At 62.4% G+C, this 18,185-nt stretch carries 17 protein-coding genes and 2 pseudogenes; 15 read left to right on the forward strand and 4 right to left on the reverse strand.

What is annotated here, in order from left to right; all coding sequences use genetic code 11:
- Positions 1-322: 322 nt before the first annotated feature.
- The gene (locus J7I85_RS02490) at positions 323-631 is read right to left on the reverse strand and encodes a hypothetical protein (RefSeq protein WP_214846163.1); all 309 of its coding nucleotides are present in this window, start codon (positions 629-631) and stop codon (positions 323-325) included.
- 692 nt (positions 632-1,323) lie between these two features.
- Here J7I85_RS02490 and mobC point away from each other — a divergent pair.
- The 5 genes from mobC to J7I85_RS02515 all read left to right on the forward strand — a co-directional run bounded on the left by mobC (position 1,324) and on the right by J7I85_RS02515 (position 5,559).
- A complete protein-coding gene (mobC, locus tag J7I85_RS02495; protein WP_214846165.1) occupies positions 1,324-1,716 on the forward strand; it encodes a plasmid mobilization relaxosome protein MobC in 393 nt (130 codons plus the stop codon).
- On the forward strand, positions 1,716-3,272 hold the full coding sequence (locus tag J7I85_RS02500; RefSeq protein ID WP_214846167.1) for a relaxase/mobilization nuclease domain-containing protein: 1,557 nt from the start codon (positions 1,716-1,718) through the stop codon (positions 3,270-3,272). The genes mobC and J7I85_RS02500 overlap by 1 nt, the downstream gene beginning before the upstream one ends.
- Before the next feature lie 18 nt (positions 3,273-3,290).
- Positions 3,291-4,076: a hypothetical protein gene (locus tag J7I85_RS02505; protein WP_214846169.1), complete on the forward strand. Its 786-nt coding sequence runs from the start codon at positions 3,291-3,293 to the stop codon at positions 4,074-4,076.
- Between the two features lie 97 nt (positions 4,077-4,173).
- The gene (locus tag J7I85_RS02510; protein ID WP_214846182.1) at positions 4,174-4,422 is read left to right on the forward strand and encodes an excisionase family DNA-binding protein; all 249 of its coding nucleotides are present in this window, start codon (positions 4,174-4,176) and stop codon (positions 4,420-4,422) included.
- 288 nt (positions 4,423-4,710) lie between these two features.
- Complete coding sequence (locus J7I85_RS02515) at positions 4,711-5,559, forward strand: PDDEXK nuclease domain-containing protein (RefSeq protein WP_308159369.1); 849 nt, start codon at positions 4,711-4,713, stop codon at positions 5,557-5,559.
- Positions 5,560-5,726: 167 nt separating this feature from the next.
- On the opposite strand, the gene J7I85_RS02520 is transcribed toward J7I85_RS02515, so the two are convergent.
- Positions 5,727-6,056, reverse strand: coding sequence for an Lsr2 family protein (locus tag J7I85_RS02520; protein WP_214846184.1), 330 nt, complete (start codon positions 6,054-6,056; stop codon positions 5,727-5,729).
- Between the two features lie 185 nt (positions 6,057-6,241).
- Here J7I85_RS02520 and hutU point away from each other — a divergent pair.
- Positions 6,242-7,300: pseudogene (gene hutU / locus J7I85_RS02525) on the forward strand (urocanate hydratase); the annotation flags it as partial.
- A gap of 3 nt (positions 7,301-7,303) precedes the next feature.
- Positions 7,304-7,729: pseudogene (locus tag J7I85_RS02530) on the forward strand (aromatic amino acid lyase); the annotation flags it as partial.
- A gap of 99 nt (positions 7,730-7,828) precedes the next feature.
- On the opposite strand, the gene J7I85_RS02535 reads toward J7I85_RS02530, so the two are convergent.
- A complete protein-coding gene (locus J7I85_RS02535; RefSeq protein ID WP_214846186.1) occupies positions 7,829-9,898 on the reverse strand; it encodes a hypothetical protein in 2,070 nt (689 codons plus the stop codon).
- A 205-nt stretch (positions 9,899-10,103) separates the two neighbouring features.
- The gene (locus J7I85_RS02540) at positions 10,104-10,511 is read right to left on the reverse strand and encodes a hypothetical protein (RefSeq protein WP_214846188.1); all 408 of its coding nucleotides are present in this window, start codon (positions 10,509-10,511) and stop codon (positions 10,104-10,106) included.
- A 354-nt stretch (positions 10,512-10,865) separates the two neighbouring features.
- Between J7I85_RS02540 and J7I85_RS02545 the strand changes: the two genes are divergently transcribed.
- From J7I85_RS02545 to J7I85_RS02580, 8 genes are all read left to right on the forward strand, one after another.
- Positions 10,866-11,663, forward strand: a complete 798-nt coding sequence (locus tag J7I85_RS02545) for an IclR family transcriptional regulator (RefSeq protein ID WP_214846190.1) — start codon at positions 10,866-10,868, stop codon at positions 11,661-11,663.
- A complete protein-coding gene (locus J7I85_RS02550; protein WP_251023843.1) occupies positions 11,660-12,313 on the forward strand; it encodes an ABC transporter permease in 654 nt (217 codons plus the stop codon). The genes J7I85_RS02545 and J7I85_RS02550 overlap by 4 nt, the downstream gene beginning before the upstream one ends.
- A complete protein-coding gene (locus tag J7I85_RS02555; protein WP_308159370.1) occupies positions 12,306-13,304 on the forward strand; it encodes an ABC transporter ATP-binding protein in 999 nt (332 codons plus the stop codon). Before J7I85_RS02550 ends, J7I85_RS02555 begins: the two co-directional genes overlap by 8 nt.
- Positions 13,305-13,372: 68 nt before the next feature.
- Positions 13,373-14,068, forward strand: coding sequence for an ABC transporter permease (locus J7I85_RS02560; RefSeq protein WP_214846192.1), 696 nt, complete (start codon positions 13,373-13,375; stop codon positions 14,066-14,068).
- A 29-nt stretch (positions 14,069-14,097) separates the two neighbouring features.
- Positions 14,098-15,063 (forward strand): glycine betaine ABC transporter substrate-binding protein, encoded by a 966-nt coding sequence (locus tag J7I85_RS02565; RefSeq protein WP_214846194.1) that lies wholly within the window; start codon positions 14,098-14,100, stop codon positions 15,061-15,063.
- Positions 15,056-15,901 (forward strand): nitrilase-related carbon-nitrogen hydrolase, encoded by an 846-nt coding sequence (locus J7I85_RS02570; protein WP_214846196.1) that lies wholly within the window; start codon positions 15,056-15,058, stop codon positions 15,899-15,901. Before J7I85_RS02565 ends, J7I85_RS02570 begins: the two co-directional genes overlap by 8 nt.
- Entirely contained in the window at positions 15,901-16,764 is an 864-nt protein-coding gene (locus J7I85_RS02575; protein ID WP_214846198.1) for a DUF6282 family protein, read from the forward strand. Before J7I85_RS02570 ends, J7I85_RS02575 begins: the two co-directional genes overlap by 1 nt.
- Entirely contained in the window at positions 16,761-18,116 is a 1,356-nt protein-coding gene (locus tag J7I85_RS02580) for an MmgE/PrpD family protein (protein WP_214846199.1), read from the forward strand. The genes J7I85_RS02575 and J7I85_RS02580 overlap by 4 nt, the downstream gene beginning before the upstream one ends.
- The last annotated feature ends 69 nt before the right edge of the window (positions 18,117-18,185 follow it).

Below are 18,185 nucleotides of genomic sequence, written 5' to 3' on the forward strand. Positions count from 1 at the left end.
GCGGTCCGCCGCCAGGGCGAACCACGGCAGCCACTCACCAGCGGCGGACCGCCATTTCGCGCGGCCTGTGCACGTGCCCACCAAGGGTGCCGCGCGTACCAGAGTGATGGACGCTGCCGTCGTCTTGATCGCCCTATTCAGTAGTCATCAGATGCGTGGCGTGCCTAACCAAGGCACCTGCACGGGTGCGCTAGAGTGAACACAGATTTCCTTTTGCCGAAGGACAAAAAAGGACCGGAATGTTCCGGTCCTTTTTTGTGTCCAGCGGCTTTTCAGATGTCAGCGCGCCGCTCCCTGTTTCACCAGGGTGCAGGTCCTGGTGTCATCCCTCGCTGAAGGATGTGGCGTTGTCCTGGTCGCTTCCCTGGTCCGATTCCTTGGAGCGCTTAGCCGTCCGCCGGCGCTTTACGGCTGATGGTTCGAGGCCAAGTTTCTTGAGTTCGTCCGCGCTCCAGCCGTCCCGTGTTGCTTGCACGTAAGCGCGCTTGTCGTCGCGTTCAGCCGCAACCAGCTGGTCACGCAATTCATTGATGCGCTGGCGGCTCTTCACCAGGGCGGTGACGGATTCGATGCGGGAGTCCAGTAGTGCGCGGGCTTGGTTGCGTGTCTGTTCGATGTCGAGGGTAGCCATGAACCCAGACTAACGATTACGCCGGTGCCCTCCCGTGACTGACGCGCCCTTCGGCGCACGGCGTTTCCGCCGATCTTGAAAGACTTCCAGCCAGGAGGCCGGCGTTCCTTGGGTCGTTGAACCAGTCCCGCAGGTAGTCGTCAGAGTAGCTGATGGTTCGTGCTGTGAACTGGAAGTATTCGGGGCCGATGCCCCGGCGCCGCCATTGTCGCAGCTGCGTCGCGGGGATGCCGTATTGCCTTGCCACTGTGGTGGGTGAGATGAGAGCCAAAACTGTACCTTTCGCTTGCCCTATGCCGCGTTCCTTTCGGCACGCTTGCCGAAACTTGGCCGGTGAAGGAATTGGCCAGTTGGAGTGGCCGGACCGTGGAATACCGGAGCGGAGCGAGGATATGCCGCGAAAGCCGGCTGCGGAGACTTGCCAAGGAAGGACCGGGCAGTAGCCTCAACCAGCCGAAACGGAACGACGCAGTCGTTTGAACAAGTCAGACGCGCAGCGTCCTGCAGGGCAGTGCCCAAGAACCACCCGAAGCGCCAGCAGTGGGCGCAGGTGATTTTCCGGAGCAAGCTATGTGGTTATGTGCCATAACCAGCGTGTCGATCCACCGCCTGCGGCCGTTGATCGGCGACACTGAGGTGTCGGCCCGGAAATCCCGGGGCGCTGCGCTGGGCATTGGGGGAGGGGGCCGGGAATGGCTGAAGAGCCGAAGTCTCCGCGCCGGTTCGCCCGCCGCCGCCGCGCGAACATTGACGGTGACACCCAGTACGTGCGCGTGTCCATGTCGGAGTTCGAACGGGCGCAGCTGAAGGTCCTGGAAGAACGGACCGGGCGCAGCCCGTCCGAGATTCTGGTCAGCGCAGCCCTGTACGCGGAAAACTCTGAGTCGCTGGCGGAACGGCGGGCGATGGCGGTGGAGTTCATCGCCGCCCGCCGCTACCTCGCTGCGCTGTCGAACAACGTCAACCAGCTGGCCCGGCACGCGAACGCCACGGACGAGTTCCCGGAAGCTGCCCGCACCGTTCTGACACGCGTCCGGGCGGTCGCTGACCGGATCAATACGATGCTGGATGCGATGGTTCGCTGATGATTCCTAACATCACGAAGGGCACCCGCATGCACGGGCTGATCGCCTACCTTGCCGGCCCCGGGAGGGCGAACGAGCACACCGACCCGCACCTGGTCGCGGGCTCCCCGTCGATCATGGCCTGGCACAACGATGATGAACTTAACGCCGGCGCCGCCCAGGCCATTGCCAAGGAACTTGACCGCGCCAAGAGTGTCCTGGGCGTTGAGGTTCCCGGCGGACACGTCTGGCACTGCTCACTGTCACTGCGCGCCGAAGAAGGCGACCTCACCGACCAGAAGTGGGCTGACATCGCGCAGGACTTCATGGACGAGATGGGCTTCACCGAAGCCAGCGGACGCGCGCCGGCACAATGGGTGGCGATCCGTCACGGCCACAGCAAAGCTGGGAACGACCACATCCACATTGCCGCGTCCATGGTCCGCGAGAACGGCACCAAATGGAGCAGCTGGCGGGACTTCCCCCGCGCACAACAAGCCGCTCGCGGGCTTGAGAGAAAGTACGGCCTGGAAGAACTCTCGCCCACGCATTCCACCCGCGGCCTGCGCCCCGGTGAGCGCGAAGCATCCGAGCGTCGCGGCGCGCCCGAACCTGAACGCCGCTCCCTGGAACGCAAGGTCCGCGCCTGCGCGACCGCCGCCCAGGACGAAGCCGAATTCATCCGCCGGCTCCGCCGGAGCGGCGCCCTGATCCGGCCCCGGTACGCGTCCGGACGCGACGATGTCGTGGTCGGCTACAGCGTGGCCGAACGGCCCCCAAAGGGTGGCCGCCCGGTCTGGTTCGGCGGCGGCCACCTCGCAAAAGACCTTGCCCTGCCCAAGCTCCGCACCGAGTGGCACGACACCCCGCAAGCGGCGACCGAAGCCGTCGCCGAATGGCAGGCCGCTGCCCGAGGACGGCGCCCGGTCACCATCGGCCGCGAAGCCCACAAACCGAACCCGCAAATGTGGGAGCACTACAGCAACGAAGTCGCACGACTGCGCGAAACCCTGCGCACCGTTCCACTGGATGACCACGCCACATGGGCTCACGTAGCCCGCGAAACCTCAGGAGCCTTCGCAGCCTGGTCCACAGCCACGGAATCAACACCCGGGCCCCTCGCCGCCGCAGCAGATGAACTGTCCAAAACGGCCCAACTCCGCCGCTACCCGACACGCCCGATCCGCAGCGTCGGACCATCCGCCCGCGGAGCCTCCCTGATGCTCATGGCAGCTTCGATGGGCGGCACCGGAACCGCTGCCCAGGCCATCATGCTGCGCCAACTGCTCAACATCGCCAAAGCCGTCCACGACATGCACAAAGCCTCAAACGACCTACGCAGGGCACGACAGATCAGCCACATGGTGAAGCATCAGCTAAGCCAGGTTGCCGCCGCGCTGCCAAGCACTCCCGCGCCGGGGCCGGTTGTAGATAGTGAAGCAGCCGAAGCTGTACGCACGAGCACAGCCGGCCAGACCCAGGCACACTCCGGATCGGTGCTGCCACCGAAGTACGAGCAGTCACGGACCCACGCGACCACCCGAGGCGGGACCACCCGCCCGGACATTGAAAGATAAACACCAGGAGGGGGAACCATGAGCGAATCTGACGGCATCGAGGAAGCCATCGAGGGAATGTCCCGCATCGGCCTGACCGTCGCCGGACGGCTCGGCGAGCAGCTGGCCAGGACGCACGAGCAGGAGCTGCGACGCGCCCAAGCAGCCGAAGAACAACAAGCCCGGGAACTCCAGGCCCGATTCGACGCCGAACGGGCAGCGGCCCGCGCACAGCTCGCCCCGGCCATGGACAACCGATGGTGGGACACCGCCACAGGACGCGACATCGAAAGAGTGCACGAAACCGCCACAGCATGGAAGGACCTTGATCCGACGGCGCACGAAGCGGCAGACGCCATTCGTCACCAGGTGCAGCGCCGTTACGGCTTGGACGTGGACAATCTCGGTGCTGATGAGGCATCCGTCGCTGAAGCCTTGGCGAAGGCTGAACGGGACCGCGAGCAGGCGGAACAGGAACGGCGGACCGGCCGTGACGAGACCGTCCAGGCTGTGGCGCTGATGGCGGAGGCCGACAGGGAAGACAGTGACCGTGAACACGACGTCACGGAAGAGAATCGACGCCCTGAGACGCTGCGGGCAGAGGCCGCCACTAAATACGATTCAGCCGAACGTCGTCAAGAGCTGGCGGCCGGTTTGGAAGGCATAGCTGACCGCGAGGCCGTGCAGGCGCGGCTCAGCGCCGACCAGGACCAGGGCACACCGCCCAGTGCCGCCGTGAGTAAGGCACCAAGGCCCGCGAAAGCCCGCAAGACGCGCGGAGTTACCGGACCGACAAAGCTCCTTCAAAAGGGCATGAGCCGGTAGACCCCTTAGGCCGAGCCAGCTGAGGAAAATCGCGCACTGTGACGGCCGGGGCGGACAGACTGGTCCCGGTTGTGCGCTGTCCCCATAGGATGGCCGGGTGACAGCTGAACCCGCCAAGCGACGCTTCCTGACCATCGAGCAAGCCGCCGAAGAACTGAACTGCAAAGGCAGTCTCATCCGGAACCTCATCCAAACAGGAGAGCTTCGCGCAATCCAGGTCGGAGCCCGCGGTCTCTGGCGCATCGGCATCCAAGACCTCGAGGACTACATCGTGGATGCCTACCGACGCACCGCGGAGCGGATCGCCGCCGGCGAACTGGCGGACGACGTCCCAGAGGGGGATTAGGGACGCGGATCGGACGGGAACCCCGCTCAAAGCGTCCTACCAAGCGTGCACTCAGCCGCGAACACTGCCTCCCAGCACTTCCGGGGGAGCAGTTAGGGTGGGATGCGTGACTGCAATTGAGCCCGAACTACCAAGCGGCTACGCCGTAACCCTCGAGTCCCTGAAGGCTCTTGTTGCTTCCGCTCAGCTGCGTGCCCAACGAGTGGTCAACGCGGCCATGATCGAGCTCTACGGAAGATCGGCCGCACCATTCTGGAGCGGCAGCAGGCTGAACCCTGGGGGAGTAAGGTGCTGGGTCGCCTGGCCGATGATCTGCGCAGGGATTTCCCGCACATGAAAGGCTTCTCCCGCAGAAATCTGTACTACATGCGCGCCTTCGCGGAGGCATGGAACGCCCCAGCTGAATTTGTGCAGACAGTGTCTGCACAAATTAGCTGGAGTCACAACGTCGCCCTCCTCGACCAATTACAGGACCAAAACCTGCGCGAATGGTACGCCCACCGAGCCGTGCAGCACGGCTGGTCCCTGTCCGTCCTGGAACACCAAATAGCCTCCCGACTTCACGAACGAGAAGGCTCAGCGCCAAACAACCTCGAGGCCCGTCTTCCAGGAGAGGGCACGGCACTGGCACGCGAGGTCGCGAAAGACCCCCTGGTGCTGGATTTCCTTGGCCTGACCCCCGAAGCCGACGAGGCCGCCATAGAAGAAGCCATGACTCTGCGCATGGCTCAAACGCTCATGGAGTTCGGCACAGGTATGGCATTCGCCGGTCGCCAGGTGCATCTCGAGGTCGGAGGTGACGACTTCTACATCGACCTTCTGCTGTATCACATACCAACTGATCGCTATGTGGTGGTCGAACTAAAAGCCGGCAAATTCAAGCCTGAACACCTGGGTCAGCTGAACTTCTACGTCTCTGTCGTCAACGACAAGATCCGGCTCCCCAGGCAGCAGCCGGCGGTAGGGATCCTTGTCTGCGGCTCCAAGAACCAGCACACCGTGCGTTATGCACTGGATGGGGCAGCGCAACCACTGGCCGTTGCTTCGTACACTTACGAGACACTGCCTGAAGCAGAGCAGCAGGCCCTGCCGTCCCCCCAAGCAATCGTCAATGCCCTGGACTTGGACAACAAGTAGCGATGCAGGCGAATTGTGCAGAAACCGTCTGCACAATCCAGCATCTCGCGCCCCAGTCACCTCCATGTCAGCCTGAAATACACCGGACGCCTGGGAACCACGTTCGTCCAAATAGAAATCAGGGCTGGAACACGTTCATGTTCCAGCCCTGATTTTCTTCCCTGATTCTAATGAACCGCTTCGTACTTCTCCACGACTTCCGCTTGGATGCGCCCTCGTGTGTTTACCGGGATGCCATTCTCGGCTGCCCACATCCGGACCGCTTTGGCATCCGGGCCACCCTGCGAGGACTTCGTCCGGGCCGTAGAACGGCTGCGTCCTCCGGAGATTTTGCGGCCGGCATCGGTAAAACGTGCCATGGCTTCACGCAGTTCGTTCGCGTGGCTCTCGTTAAGATCAATCTCGTATTCAGTGCCGTCGAGGGCGAAAGTTAAGGTCTCGGTTGCTTTCGAGCCATCGATATCGTCTTCCAGTAGCACGACTGTCTTTTTTGCCATGATTTAAGGCTATCAGTCTGCTGATCAATTGGATTCCTTACTTTCGGACGCCGGCAGGGACTGTTTGCACAATAATGACGGAACCCTCTGACCATTATGCGTATGCACCAAGCAGGAGAATCTCACGGTAGTGAGCAGCCCATAGTGGGGTCAATCCGGGTTATCCACGGCTGGAAATCGGGAGCCAGGCCAAGGAGGAGCACCGCGGCTGGTCCGTGGGCTACGTGGGCAACGCCGCCGAGGTGTTTCCCGAGATCCTGCGCGCCACAAGGCCGGCGAGCTCACCGTGGACATCGTCACCGACCAGACCAGCTCGCCAGGACCTTGGCGATCGCGGCGTCCAGATCGGTTTCCACCTCATCGAGGTAGCGCTTGCCGGCGCGGCGGCGCAGGCGGGTCTCGTCGACGTCGCGCCCACGACCCCTTGTCCTACCTGCCCGAAGGCATCACCGTGGCCGAGTGGCACCGCGAAGCCGAAGCCGACCCCGAGGGCTTCACCAAAAAGGCCCAGGCCTCCATGGCGAGCCACGTCCAGGCCATGGTGGAATTCCAGCACGCCGGCGCCGAAGTCTTTGACTACGGCAACTCCATCCGCGACGAAGCGCGCAAGGGCGGCTACACCTGGGCGTTCGAGTTCCCCGGCTTCGTCCCGGCCTACATCCGGCCCTGTTCTGCGAGGGCCTGGGCCCGTTCCGCTGGGTGGCCCTGTCTGGCGACTCCGAGGACATCCGCGTCACCGATGAGGCCATCAAGGAGCTATTTCCCGAGAACAAGCACCTGCACCGGTGGATCGACGCCGCCCAGGAGCGCGTCGAGTTCGAGGGCGTGCCTGCCCGCATTTGCTGGCTGGGCTACGGCGAACGCGCCAAGGCCGGGCTGCTTTTCAACCAGCTCGTCAAGGAGGGCAAGGTCAAGGCGCCCATCGTGGTCGGCCGCGACCACCTGGACTCCGGCTCCGTCGCCTCTCCGTACCGCGAAACCGAGGCCATGGCGGACGGCTCGGACGCCATCGCCGACTGGCTCATGCTCAAGGCCCTGCTCAACACCGCCTCCGGCGCCACCTGGGTCTCCCTGCACCACGGCGGTGGCGTCGGCATCGGCCGGCCGCCTCCATCCACGCCGGCCAGGTGTCCGTCGCCGACAGCACCGACCTCGCCGCCCAGAAGCTCGAACGCCTCCTCACCAACGATCCCGGCATGGGCGTCAGCCGCCACGCCGACGCCGGCTACGAGCTGCGCCCTTGATGTATGGGACCGGCCGTGGAGCGGGAAGTGGTCCGCGGCATCATGTTCCTGCGCGCCAAGACCCTCGCCTCGGGCCGCACCGGCGTCCGCCCCGTGGTCCTGCAGACCATGGTGGACGTCCTCAACGGCGGCATCACCCCGGTGGTCCGCGAATTCGGGTCCCTCGGCTGCTCCGGCGACCTCGCACTGCTGTCCCACTGCGCCCTTGTCCTGATGGGCGAAGGCGAAGCGGCCGGACCTGACGGCGAACTGTACGGCGGCGCCGGCCAACCCACGGTTGTTGAGCTGCTCGCCGCGCACGGCATCGAACCGGTGAAACTTGCCGAGAAGGAAGGCCTGGCGCCGGTCAACGGCAGGGAAGGCATGCTGGGCATGCTCCTGATGGCCATCGCCGACCTCCGCCAGCTGCTGGCGACGGCGGATATCACCTGGCTTCTCAGGAAATTCCGGACTGCCCGGCTTTCCTGACCAAGTTCCAGCTTATGCACCCTAAGTCGCGGGGCTCACCCGGATGGAATGATCTCCGCGCTAAGCCGTAAGCTCGAAGCCCGCATTTGCTAGAAGCCTCTTTGCAATTCGGTCAGCATGGCGCCTTTCCCAACGATCCAGCAAGTTGAAGTCCTTTGGCAAGAATGAACCGATAATGCTCAAGAATCCCGCTACGCCTACGATGGTCGCACCTGTCTTACCTTCCGGCGCTGACAAAGTTAGGAAATATACAAGGGCCCCTAGGACGATTAGCACGGCTACGAGCCGAACCGTGAGTGCAATGCGCCGACGTCGGATTTTTGCCTTAAGTTGGGCATTTTCCAGGATGCGATTACGGCGACTTTCATCCTCGTCTTTGATTGATTGAATCCGGGCTTCTAGTGCTGTTTTATTCTCCTCCAGATCGCGGACCTGATTCTCCGCCTCTTCTCGGGCTTTTACTTGCGTCAGCCAGTCTGCCGAGGCGTGATCGGCGACTTGCGAGATCTCATTGTTCCTCTGGGATAGTTCGCTTAGCTGATCTATGAGGGGAGCGGTGGCTTCGCTCTTGATGCGGCTAAGCACTTCCTTAGGCGACTCCGCTGTTATGGCATCTGGATCGCCCAGCGTTTCCTCCATGATGGTTTCACGACTGACAGGACTTGACCGGAGGATGATTGCTTCGTCTGTTGTAACAGCGTCACTCTTTTCCAGCTTCTCGACTTCATCGAGGTACCGGGACCAGAGGCTGACACTTGGCTGCATGCCAGCATAGGCAGCCGCCAGAAGGACTTGTTTCGGAACGTCAGAGGCTGCCGCAGGCGTACGCACCCAAAGGATGCTAGCCAACGCTTCTATTGTTATCGCAAGGGGGAAGCCAGCGCGGGCTCGTTCAAACTGGACAGCGGCAGCCACGAGGCTGGTATTTGAAGAGACCAACACAGCCCTGCAGCGCTCAAGGGATTTGTCGCGGGTGCCATGTCGGAGTCGATGGACAGAGGATAGCGACATCACGTCGTTCACGCGTGTGGCGTCCTGCCAGTAGCGCACCTTTTTCTGTATGAGGTCTTCCAGCTGGCCTTCATCCAGCCCGTGGTCATAGTAATTGTCCGGACGGGCAATCACTTTGACACCGAGGTCCTTGAGTTTGGAACTCACTTGACCCCTATGGACCGCAAGGTCAACAGGGGTCTTCCCCGTCTCCGCAAAGTGCAGATAACCAGCAGCTGTGGATCTTGACGATCCTCTGCGCAAGGAAGCCTCAATGGACTCTAGAATCCCCTGCACTTCGCCTACGCTGTGCTCAAAAGTGACCAATTTTGCACCCTGATTGCGCGCAAGGGTGAGGACTTGGGCGGCGGCAGCCTCGGGAATCGGCCCATGGAACCCGAGAGCGTCCATCATGACTGGTGTGTCAAGTACCAGGCTGAGTTGACTCAACGATTCAGACAAGCCCGAGGTGTCGAGGACTAGCACGGATGCCAACATTGCGCCCTTTGCGGCCTCGACCACGTATGCGAATCTTGCTTGGTCCGACTGGGCCAAGCGAGACACGAAGGCGGATACCAAGAAGTCCAGGCCGTGTCCGTCGTCTGTTGACCTTGCGCGTCCTCGCAGCCCCTCATTGAGTAGGGGAACTGCTTGGCGATCAAAGTATTCCGCCAAAGCTTGGCCAAGATCCTCTAGCAAGAAGTCCACGTGATTGGGGTAGCTATTTTCAACGAAGGTCCGGAAATGCTCGACGAGTTCCTGCTGCTTGCGCTCGTACAGCTTGACTTCTTCGCTAATTGCGGGCGCGCTCTTGAGTCCTTCGTCCGTGATGGCCACCGCATCCTGACCGATTGCTGTTGTCAGGCCAGCACGGTTAGTTCGCCGGATTAGTTTTCCCACTACGAGGCTCGGGATGGAGATACCGAACTCGTCATGAATGATTTCTGAGATGAGGCTCTTCTCAAGGAAAGGTTTTCCAGATCTGGCCAGCACGCTAAGGATGAAGGGCTGGAAGTTGTCTAGGTAGCTGGGGGCTTCGGCGTTGTAGTTGGCGCGAAGTACGGCGTATCCAATCAGTGCACTAGCAGGCGTTACCAACAAAATCTCCTCTGAGTCCCCAGCGGAATCAAGAGATTCCAATCCATACATTTTCGCAGATTGTTCGCAGCCCGGGCGCATGCGGCTAAGGATCGCCAAGAGGCCTTCGGGGAGCCCCTATCCGTCTCAGCTTTACATAATATCAACTATCGGCTCTTTATTTTTGCCGGGGGAGGGGCCCCGAAAGCGGTAGCAGCCCGCCATCACCCCGGGGCTTTTCCGTCGCTACCCGGCAGTGCCAGCACCGTCAAGAGGTGCGTTTACCGCCAGGCACACCGGCCCCGCGGGGACTTTGAGTGGGTCCGAAGAAGACGCGGACAGGCAACACAATCCCGACCAACGAAAGGGCGATGAAGACGACCTGATGAATGTGGTCGTTGCCCGGCGGAAGGTTTCCAAACAAGTGGGCCGCCCAAAACACCGGGTAGAACCACAGCGCCCACCAGGCCCACTGTTCCATGCGCCGATACGGTATCAGCACGATCAGCGCGCCGAACAGTCCAAGACCGGTGGAGGCGAGACCGTCAGCGCGATAAAGGGCAGGGTCTTCACCCGTTGGCACCATGACCAGCACGAGGCCAAAGACAAGTATCGCTAAACTCACAATAGCGTGGCAGATCCAGCCAATCTGCACCAGCAGCTTCGCCTCGCGCATCACTCCACCCCATACCCCCGGCAGTCATCGAAATGCTCGCCATCTGCATCTTGGTCCCAGCGTACCGACCCAATCGCTTACAGCTGATCCATCGAGGGTCTAAGGGGTGGATGGAACCAGATTGTATAGGCAGGGCGGGGCAGCTGAGCGCCGGTGCAACCCTGCCCGAGCCTTCCTGACCTTCCCTAACGCCTGATGTCAGCAATACCAGCCCCGGCCCCCAGGGGCTGCCGTTGATCTTGGCGAGCGTAACGGAAGAAGTGTTGTGAAAAATGCAACGGGGCATTGCGCTCTTTGCACCATTCGCCGACAGTTGTTTTCGTGAATGAGAGCCAAGACACAGGACCTGCGAAGATGTTGGCAATCTTTGAAGCCTTATCCCACAGCAGCCAAGAGGGAAACCTCGGGCTGACGGTTTCGGGTCTTGCCCGAGCGCTGGGGCGTGATAAGTCGAGTGTCTCCCGGCAGTTGAAGCCACTGGTGGACTTGGGCTTGGTGGAGCGCGACACGACTGGGCTGCACCGTCTCGGGTGGAAACTTTTCGCTGTTGCTGCCCAGGCCGGGGATCAGCGCTTGCTTCTGCTGGCTCCGCCCGTGATGCGACAACTTGCGACCCTGCTCGGCGAGCGGGTCCACCTGAGCATTCGGCGAAACGAGGACGTTTTTACCATTGTTTCTGAGGGACCCCAGCAGGTCATCGAGGCAAACGTATGGGTGGGCCGGGCCGTACCCATCTGGTGCACTTCGTCGGGGCGGGCACTGTTGTTTGATCACACTTCCGACGAGATCCACGCCCTGATTGAGAAGACCTTCAGCAAGGGGCCCGGGTCACAGGCGCCCACCAGCGTCGACGAAGTTGTGGCCCGGGTCGAGAAGGCCCGCCTGCAGGGCTACGCCTTGGTTGTAGACGAGTTCGAAGATGGCCTTTCCGGGGCTGCGGCGCCTGTCCGCGATGTGCACGGCCGGATCGTCGCGGCTATCAATGTTTCCGCTCCCTCATTCCGTATCGCTGACAACCTGACCCATGTGGGCCGCCAGGTTGCCCAGGCGGCGACGTATCTCAGTCGCTCCCTGTCTTCTCCTCCCGCTCGATCCAAGGACGATATCAATGCCCAAGATGGACGCAACACCGACGTTAGAAGGGTTTCATGAACTTCTTTGACTACGTCGGCGAAAACCAGGCGCGAATCACTTTCCTGCTCATGCAACACATTGAAGTGGTCATGATTTCAGTGGTGCTCGCGACGGTGCTCAGCCTCATCATCGCCGTCGCCACGGAGACTCTGCCTCAGGTGCGCAAGGTCGCGCTCTCTGTGGCTGGAACCATTTTGACTATTCCTTCCTTTGCCCTTTTCGGTCTCATGATTCCGTTGTTCGGTCTCGGCGTCGTGCCCACCGTGCTGGCCCTGACCATTTACGCGGTGTTCCCGATTCTTCGCAACGCGGTCACGGGTTTCGAAACCGTCGACGAGGGAGTCATTGACGCGGCCCGCGGCATGGGCATGGGCTCCTGGCAGCGCCTCTGGCGCATTCGCGTCCCGCTGGCCTGGCCTGTCATTTTGAACGGCATCCGGGTAGCGACGATCATGGTCGTCGCCATCGCAGCTATCGGCGCGGCCGTACGCGGCCCTGGTCTTGGCGAACTCATTTTTAGGGGCTTGTCGCGCATCGGCGGAGCCAACGCCCTGAATGAAGCCCTCGCGGGTGTCGTAGCGATCGTGGCCGTCGCAGCGATCCTTGACCTTCTCTTCATCGTTCTTGGCCGCATCTCAACACCGAGAGGTCTAAAACTACATGTCTAACGCCCAGCTCTCCGCCACCGGCTCTACGGATGCAATGATCCGGCTGATCGATGTCTCCAAGCACTACGAAGGTGCCCCCGCCCCGTCGGTTGCACCGCTCTCCATGGAAATCAAGCGCGGTGAGTTCATCTGCCTGGTCGGACCCTCCGGCTGCGGAAAGACGACCACACTGCGAATGATTAACCGGCTCGTTGAGCCATCCGGGGGAGAAATCTGGATCGATGGCCAGGACGTCACGCATGCCAACCCTGACGAGTTGCGCCGCCACATCGGGTACGTGATCCAGCAGGTTGGTCTGCTGCCCCACATGACCATCGGACAGAATATCGGGCTTGTGCCATCCATGCTCGGCTGGGACAAGAAGAAGATTGCTGCCCGGGTAGACGAACTGCTGGAATTGGTGGGGCTGAAGCCCTCTTCCTACCGCTCCCGCTACCCGAGGCAACTCTCGGGAGGCCAGCAGCAACGTGTCGGTGTGGCACGCGCCCTGGCTGCCGATCCGCCGGTCATGCTGATGGATGAACCCTTCGGTGCTATCGACCCGATTACACGTGACCGCCTTCAGGCGGAATTCCTGCAACTGCAGCAGCGCATCCGCAAAACCATCGTCTTCGTCACCCATGACATCGACGAAGCACTGCGGCTCGGGGACCGCATCGCCATCTTCGCCGACGGCTCCCGATTGGCGCAGTTCGCCACTCCCCTGGAAATCCTTACCAACCCCGCCGATGACTTCGTCCGCTCCTTCATCGGGGAAGGCGCTGCGCTGCGCCGGCTGTCGCTGCTCCGCGTCGGTGACTTGCAGGTTCCGTCCAATCCGGACCTGCACCCGGCCGAACTGACGGTTCAGCCCACTGATACGGTCGCCGCTGTGCTGGAGAAGATGCTCGAGCATGGGGCAGAGCGGGTGCAGGTGAACGGAGGAGAGACTCTGTCGGTGCAGGACATGCTCCTGGCAACGGCGCAGGTGAAGCAGGGAGCAGTCCAGTGACAGCCTCGGCGACACAGCTAACAGCCGTCGCGCCGCGCCGCGGCCGAAGGAACCTTTCGGGGTGGATCATGCCGGCAACGGCGGTGCTCCTGGTGGTGGGCACATTGATATACATCTCCAGCGCTGGTCTGGACACGATTGAAGCCCGGGCACTGGCCCCCGACGTCATCCTGGAGAAGGTGTACCAGCACGTCCTGTTGGTCGTCATCTCGACCGTCACGGTGGTCGCCATAGGCGTTCCGCTCGGTATCCTGCTGAGCCGGCCGTGGGCCAAGTACTTCCGGGCCCCGGTCCTCGGGGTCGCGAACGCCGGTCAGGCGATTCCTTCCATCGGTATCCTGGTTCTCCTGGCCCTGCTCTTCGGCGTCGGGTTCAACATGGCAGTCATAGCGCTCGTGATCTACGCCCTGCTGCCTATCCTGCGGAACACGATCGTGGGCCTGCAGCAGGTCTCACCGTTCATCATCGATGCGGCCAAAGGCATGGGCATGAACGCGCGGAGGATCCTTTTCACCGTCGAGGTGCCGCTCGCAGTTCCGGTCATGCTGGCCGGAATCCGGGTGTCATTGATCCTGAACGTCGGCGTTGCCACGCTCGCCACCTACACCAACGCGGGAGGTCTGGGGGACCTGATCGAGCGCGGAATTGTGTTTTACCGCATGCCCATCCTGCTCACCGGCTGCCTGCTCACCATTGCACTGGCTCTGCTGGTCGACTCACTGGCTGGATTCATTGAAAACCGCCTTCGCCCCAAGGGCGTCTGAGCTTTCCCCCTCTAGATAAGGACTCCTCAATGCGCAACAAGACTATTCTCGCTATTGCCATCGCTGCCGGCACGCTGCTCTCCGGCTGCGGCCTCGGCGAAGCTCCACCCAGCGGAGTCACCGGCGGCTCCCTCGCCAAGGACAGCAACCTGAAGGACGTTAAGCTCTCTGTCGGCGGCAAGGAATTCACTGAGCAGCTGGTGCTGTGTGAGGTCGCGGCCCAGGCACTGGAATCGACAGGTGCTGAAGTCCGTCGAAGCTGCGGGCTCTCCGGCACCAGCAGCGTCCGATCCGCCCTCACCAGCGGGGACATTGACCTCTACTGGGAATACACGGGCACTGGCTGGATCACCCACCTGGGACAAACCGAACCCATTGCAGACCCGCAGAAGCTCTACGAGGCAGTAGCCAAAAAGGATGAAGAGAAAAACTCGGTCACCTGGTTGAAGCCGTCGCAGGCCAACAACACCTACGCCGTCGCCGTCAGCAACGAAAAAGCCAAAGAGCTCGGCGTGAAGACGATGTCCGACTACGCTGCCCTCGCCAGCAAGGATCCCTCGGCAGCAGGCTTCTGCGGTGCAGCCGAATTCTTCGGCCGTAACGATGGATGGCCAGGTGTTGAGAAGGCGTACGGGTTCAACCTGCCGCGCACCAACGTGTCCGAGCTGGCCGCCGGCGCCGTCTACAACTCCATTGACAAGGCAGCGCCGTGCAATTTCGGTGAAGTTTTTGCTACGGATGGCCGCATTGAAGCCCTGGGCCTCACCGTCCTCGAGGACGACAAACACTACTTCACTCCGTACAACCCAGCCGTAACGATCCGCAGCGAGGTCATCCGGAAAAATCCCGCCATCGGCGATGTCCTGGGCAAGGTGGCCGACGCCCTTACTGACGAGACATTGCGCCAGCTCAACGCCAAGGTCGACGTGGACGGAAAGACCCCGGAGGAAACTGCCAAGACCTGGCTCACCGAGAAAGGCTTCATCGGTGCCTGACACCCCCACGCCGGACGCCGCACGCCTCAAGGTGCGGCTGCTGCAAACCGACCCAACACTGGGCGACGTTTCCGGCAACCTGGAACACCTGAACAACCTGGTGCGGGCCGCTTCAGACCGGGACCTGGTGACCACTGCAGAGCTGGCCACCCACGGGTACCACCTGGGACAAGTCCCGGAGGCCCAGCCCATCAACGCCAACGACGAACGCCTGCTCCGGCTCGGAAGCTACGGCCCGGCAGCCCTGGTCGGATTTGCCGAAGCGGACCGCCACCACACCTTCAACAGCGCGGCCCTGATCACCAACAATGAAGCCAGGGTTCAACGCAAAATGTACCTGCCGACCTACCGGGGATGGGAGGAACGCAAACACTTCCGACCCGGCGGCAGACTGCACTGCTACGACCTGCCCAAGGCACGGATCTCAACACTGATCTGCAACGACGCATGGCAGCCGGCCATGCCCTGGCTGGCCGGCCACGCCGGGGCCGAAGTGTTGGTCATCCCGGTCAACAGCGTCACCAGCAACGTGGGGCTGCCGACCGACCAGGCGTGGGACCTCATCCTCCGCCACGCTGCCATCACCACACAGGCCTTTGTCCTGTTCATCAACCGGGTTGGGCGGGAAAACGGGCAAGAGTTTTGGGGTGGGTCCCGCGTCATCCACCCCACCGGTGAGGTCATGGCCCAGCTGGGCCAGGAACCCGGAGAACTGGACTGCGAGCTGGACCTGGGCGAGCTTCGGTCTCTGCGCAGACAGTGGCCACTTCTGCAGGAAAGCAGGGCCGACCTTGTCGCCCGTGAAGCAGCACGACTGGCTCAAGAGGAGGAACTCTAGTGTTCGACAGCCACGTGCACGCCGGACCCGATGTCCTGGACCGCATCGGCGATGACCACGACATCAGCAACATGTACGCTGCTGCGGACTTTTCCGGCTTCGTGCTGAAAGCCCACTACGAATCCACAGTGGGACGCGCCCACGCAGCGGCCCGCGCCACGGGCAAAGCCGTCTACGGCGGGTTGGCCCTCAACCAGCACTGCGAGGGCGTCAACCCCTCGGCAGTTGCAGCGGCGCTCGGCGCGGGAGGCCGTGTCATCTGGATGCCGACAGCCGATGCGCACACCCAGCACACCGCCGACCTTCCCCGGCTGTGCCAACACGAACCCCGAATAGGGACCCGGACATACGCCATTCCCCCCGTCAACACCAAAGCCACCGAGGCCACCGAAACCGTACTGGCGCTCATCGCCGACCACGACGCAGTGCTTGCCACCGGACACCTCAGCGGAGACGAATGCCGGTGGCTGAGCGAAAGAGCCCGTCATTACGGGATCAACCGGCTGATGTTCACCCACCCCTCCTACACCGTCCCCGGCCTGCAACCGGATGCGATCCGCACACTCGTGGAAGGCGGGGGCTACGCAGAAATCACTACCTATCAATTGCTCCACCAGCCCGGCTGCACCCCAGCGATGCTGGCCCGCGCAGCCGAAGCCGCAGGGGACCGGTTGATCCTTTCCTCCGACGCGGGCCAACCGGACTCCCCTCCCCCGCCGGAAGCACTCATGCTCCTCATTGACACGCTCGCCGCCGAAGGCCTCGACCGCGGATGGCTGGAAGCCGCAGCCTCAACGACACCCCAATCTCTGTTCACGCCAAACCAACCACTCCACAATGTCTCCCGAAAGGACTCGGTGTGAATCCCGGACAGGCTGCCTTGGGTGGTTTCATCCACGACCTTCGGGCGAGCGAACTCCCCGCTGCGGTTATGCACCAGGCGCGCCGATGCCTCCTGGACCTGATTGGGGTGGCCGCCGCCGGAACCGGCACCGGCATGTCACGCATCCTCCGCGATCACGCCCACGAACTGTCAGGGCATGCGAGGATCGCGTCGCGGCTGATGTTCGACGGTCGAAGCGTCGGGGCCAGCCATGCCGCCCTTGTCAACGCCGGAACTATTGACTCCCTTGACGGTCACGACGGCCACCGGCAGACCAAGGGCCACGCTGGCGCGGCAATCCTCCCCGCGGTTTTGGCGTTCATCGACCAAACAACCGGGCAGACCGTGGAAGAGATGCTCACTGCGCTGGTGATCGGGTATGAGATCGCCCTCCGGGCTGGCCTCGCCCTCCACCGCACCGCGGCCGATTACCACAGCTCGGGGGCGTGGAACGCCATCGGAGCCGCGGCCGTGGGCGCACGCCTCCTGGGTCTGGGACACGACGCCACCCTGGATGCCCTCGGCATCGCCGAATTCTCGGCTCCGCGCGGGCCGATGATGCGCAGTATTGCCCACCCGACCATGGTCAAAGACAGCACGGCCTGGGGTGCCGAAGCGGGAGTGAGCGCGGCATTCCTGGCCTCCCGGGGTTTCACGGGTGCTCCAGCCGAATTGCTAACCAACGCCCCGGAAGCCCGGGATTTGGGATCCCGATGGCTGATCACGGAACAGTACTTCAAACCGTACCCCGTCTGCCGCTGGGCCCACCCGGCCATTCAGGCAGCCCAGACTCTGATCGGCGAGGGCCTCGGCGGTCCTGCCACGGACAACATTGCATCGGTCGAAGTCATTACCTTCGACGCCGCCACCCGGCTTCACACGACAGCCCCCACCACTACGGAGCAGGCCCAATACAGCCTCCCCTTTTCCCTGGCGGCGGCAATCGTGCACGGAAACGTCAAGGCCGAGCACGTCCTGACCCCTCAGGACCAGAACGCAGTACTTGAACTGGCGGCAAAAGTCCGGCTGACAGCATCGCCGGCCATAACAAACGACTTCCCGGCTCTGCGCAGGGCTCGGGTGGTCATCAGCTACAAGGACGGCCGCGTCCAGTCCACTCCGCTTACACAGGCCGACGGCGACCCGGAAGCACCACTCGCCGACCCGGCGCTCACGGCTAAATACCGCGCCAACACCAGCGCTCTTGGCCATGAACGAAGCATATCCATCGCCGATCTGGTCTTCTCCAGTCAGGACGAGGACACCAGCGCCCTGACTGACCTCCTGATGGCCCCCGTCGGCCCCGCCAGCGCAGCTGCGGCCGCCAGCTGACCCAAAACCCGCACCATTCGAAAGGCCACCTGCCCCCATAAGAGCCAGCCCCAGACTTCAAATTCCACC

Source organism: Arthrobacter sp. ISL-65, from assembly GCF_018613795.1.
Lineage (GTDB): Bacteria > Actinomycetota > Actinomycetes > Actinomycetales > Micrococcaceae > Arthrobacter.

Bases quoted from the DNA above. Each gene is read 5' to 3' on its own strand.
- J7I85_RS02490 (WP_214846163.1), bottom strand. From the start codon at position 631: ATGGCTACCCTCGACATCGAACAGACACGCAACCAAGCCCGCGCACTA.
- mobC (WP_214846165.1), top strand. From the start codon at position 1,324: ATGGCTGAAGAGCCGAAGTCTCCGCGCCGGTTCGCCCGCCGCCGCCGC.
- J7I85_RS02500 (WP_214846167.1), top strand. From the start codon at position 1,716: ATGATTCCTAACATCACGAAGGGCACCCGCATGCACGGGCTGATCGCC.
- J7I85_RS02505 (WP_214846169.1), top strand. From the start codon at position 3,291: ATGAGCGAATCTGACGGCATCGAGGAAGCCATCGAGGGAATGTCCCGC.
- J7I85_RS02520 (WP_214846184.1), bottom strand. From the start codon at position 6,056: ATGGCAAAAAAGACAGTCGTGCTACTGGAAGACGATATCGATGGCTCG.
- J7I85_RS02540 (WP_214846188.1), bottom strand. From the start codon at position 10,511: ATGCGCGAGGCGAAGCTGCTGGTGCAGATTGGCTGGATCTGCCACGCT.
- J7I85_RS02545 (WP_214846190.1), top strand. From the start codon at position 10,866: ATGTTGGCAATCTTTGAAGCCTTATCCCACAGCAGCCAAGAGGGAAAC.
- J7I85_RS02550 (WP_251023843.1), top strand. From the start codon at position 11,660: ATGAACTTCTTTGACTACGTCGGCGAAAACCAGGCGCGAATCACTTTC.
- J7I85_RS02555 (WP_308159370.1), top strand. From the start codon at position 12,306: ATGTCTAACGCCCAGCTCTCCGCCACCGGCTCTACGGATGCAATGATC.
- J7I85_RS02560 (WP_214846192.1), top strand. From the start codon at position 13,373: ATGCCGGCAACGGCGGTGCTCCTGGTGGTGGGCACATTGATATACATC.
- J7I85_RS02565 (WP_214846194.1), top strand. From the start codon at position 14,098: ATGCGCAACAAGACTATTCTCGCTATTGCCATCGCTGCCGGCACGCTG.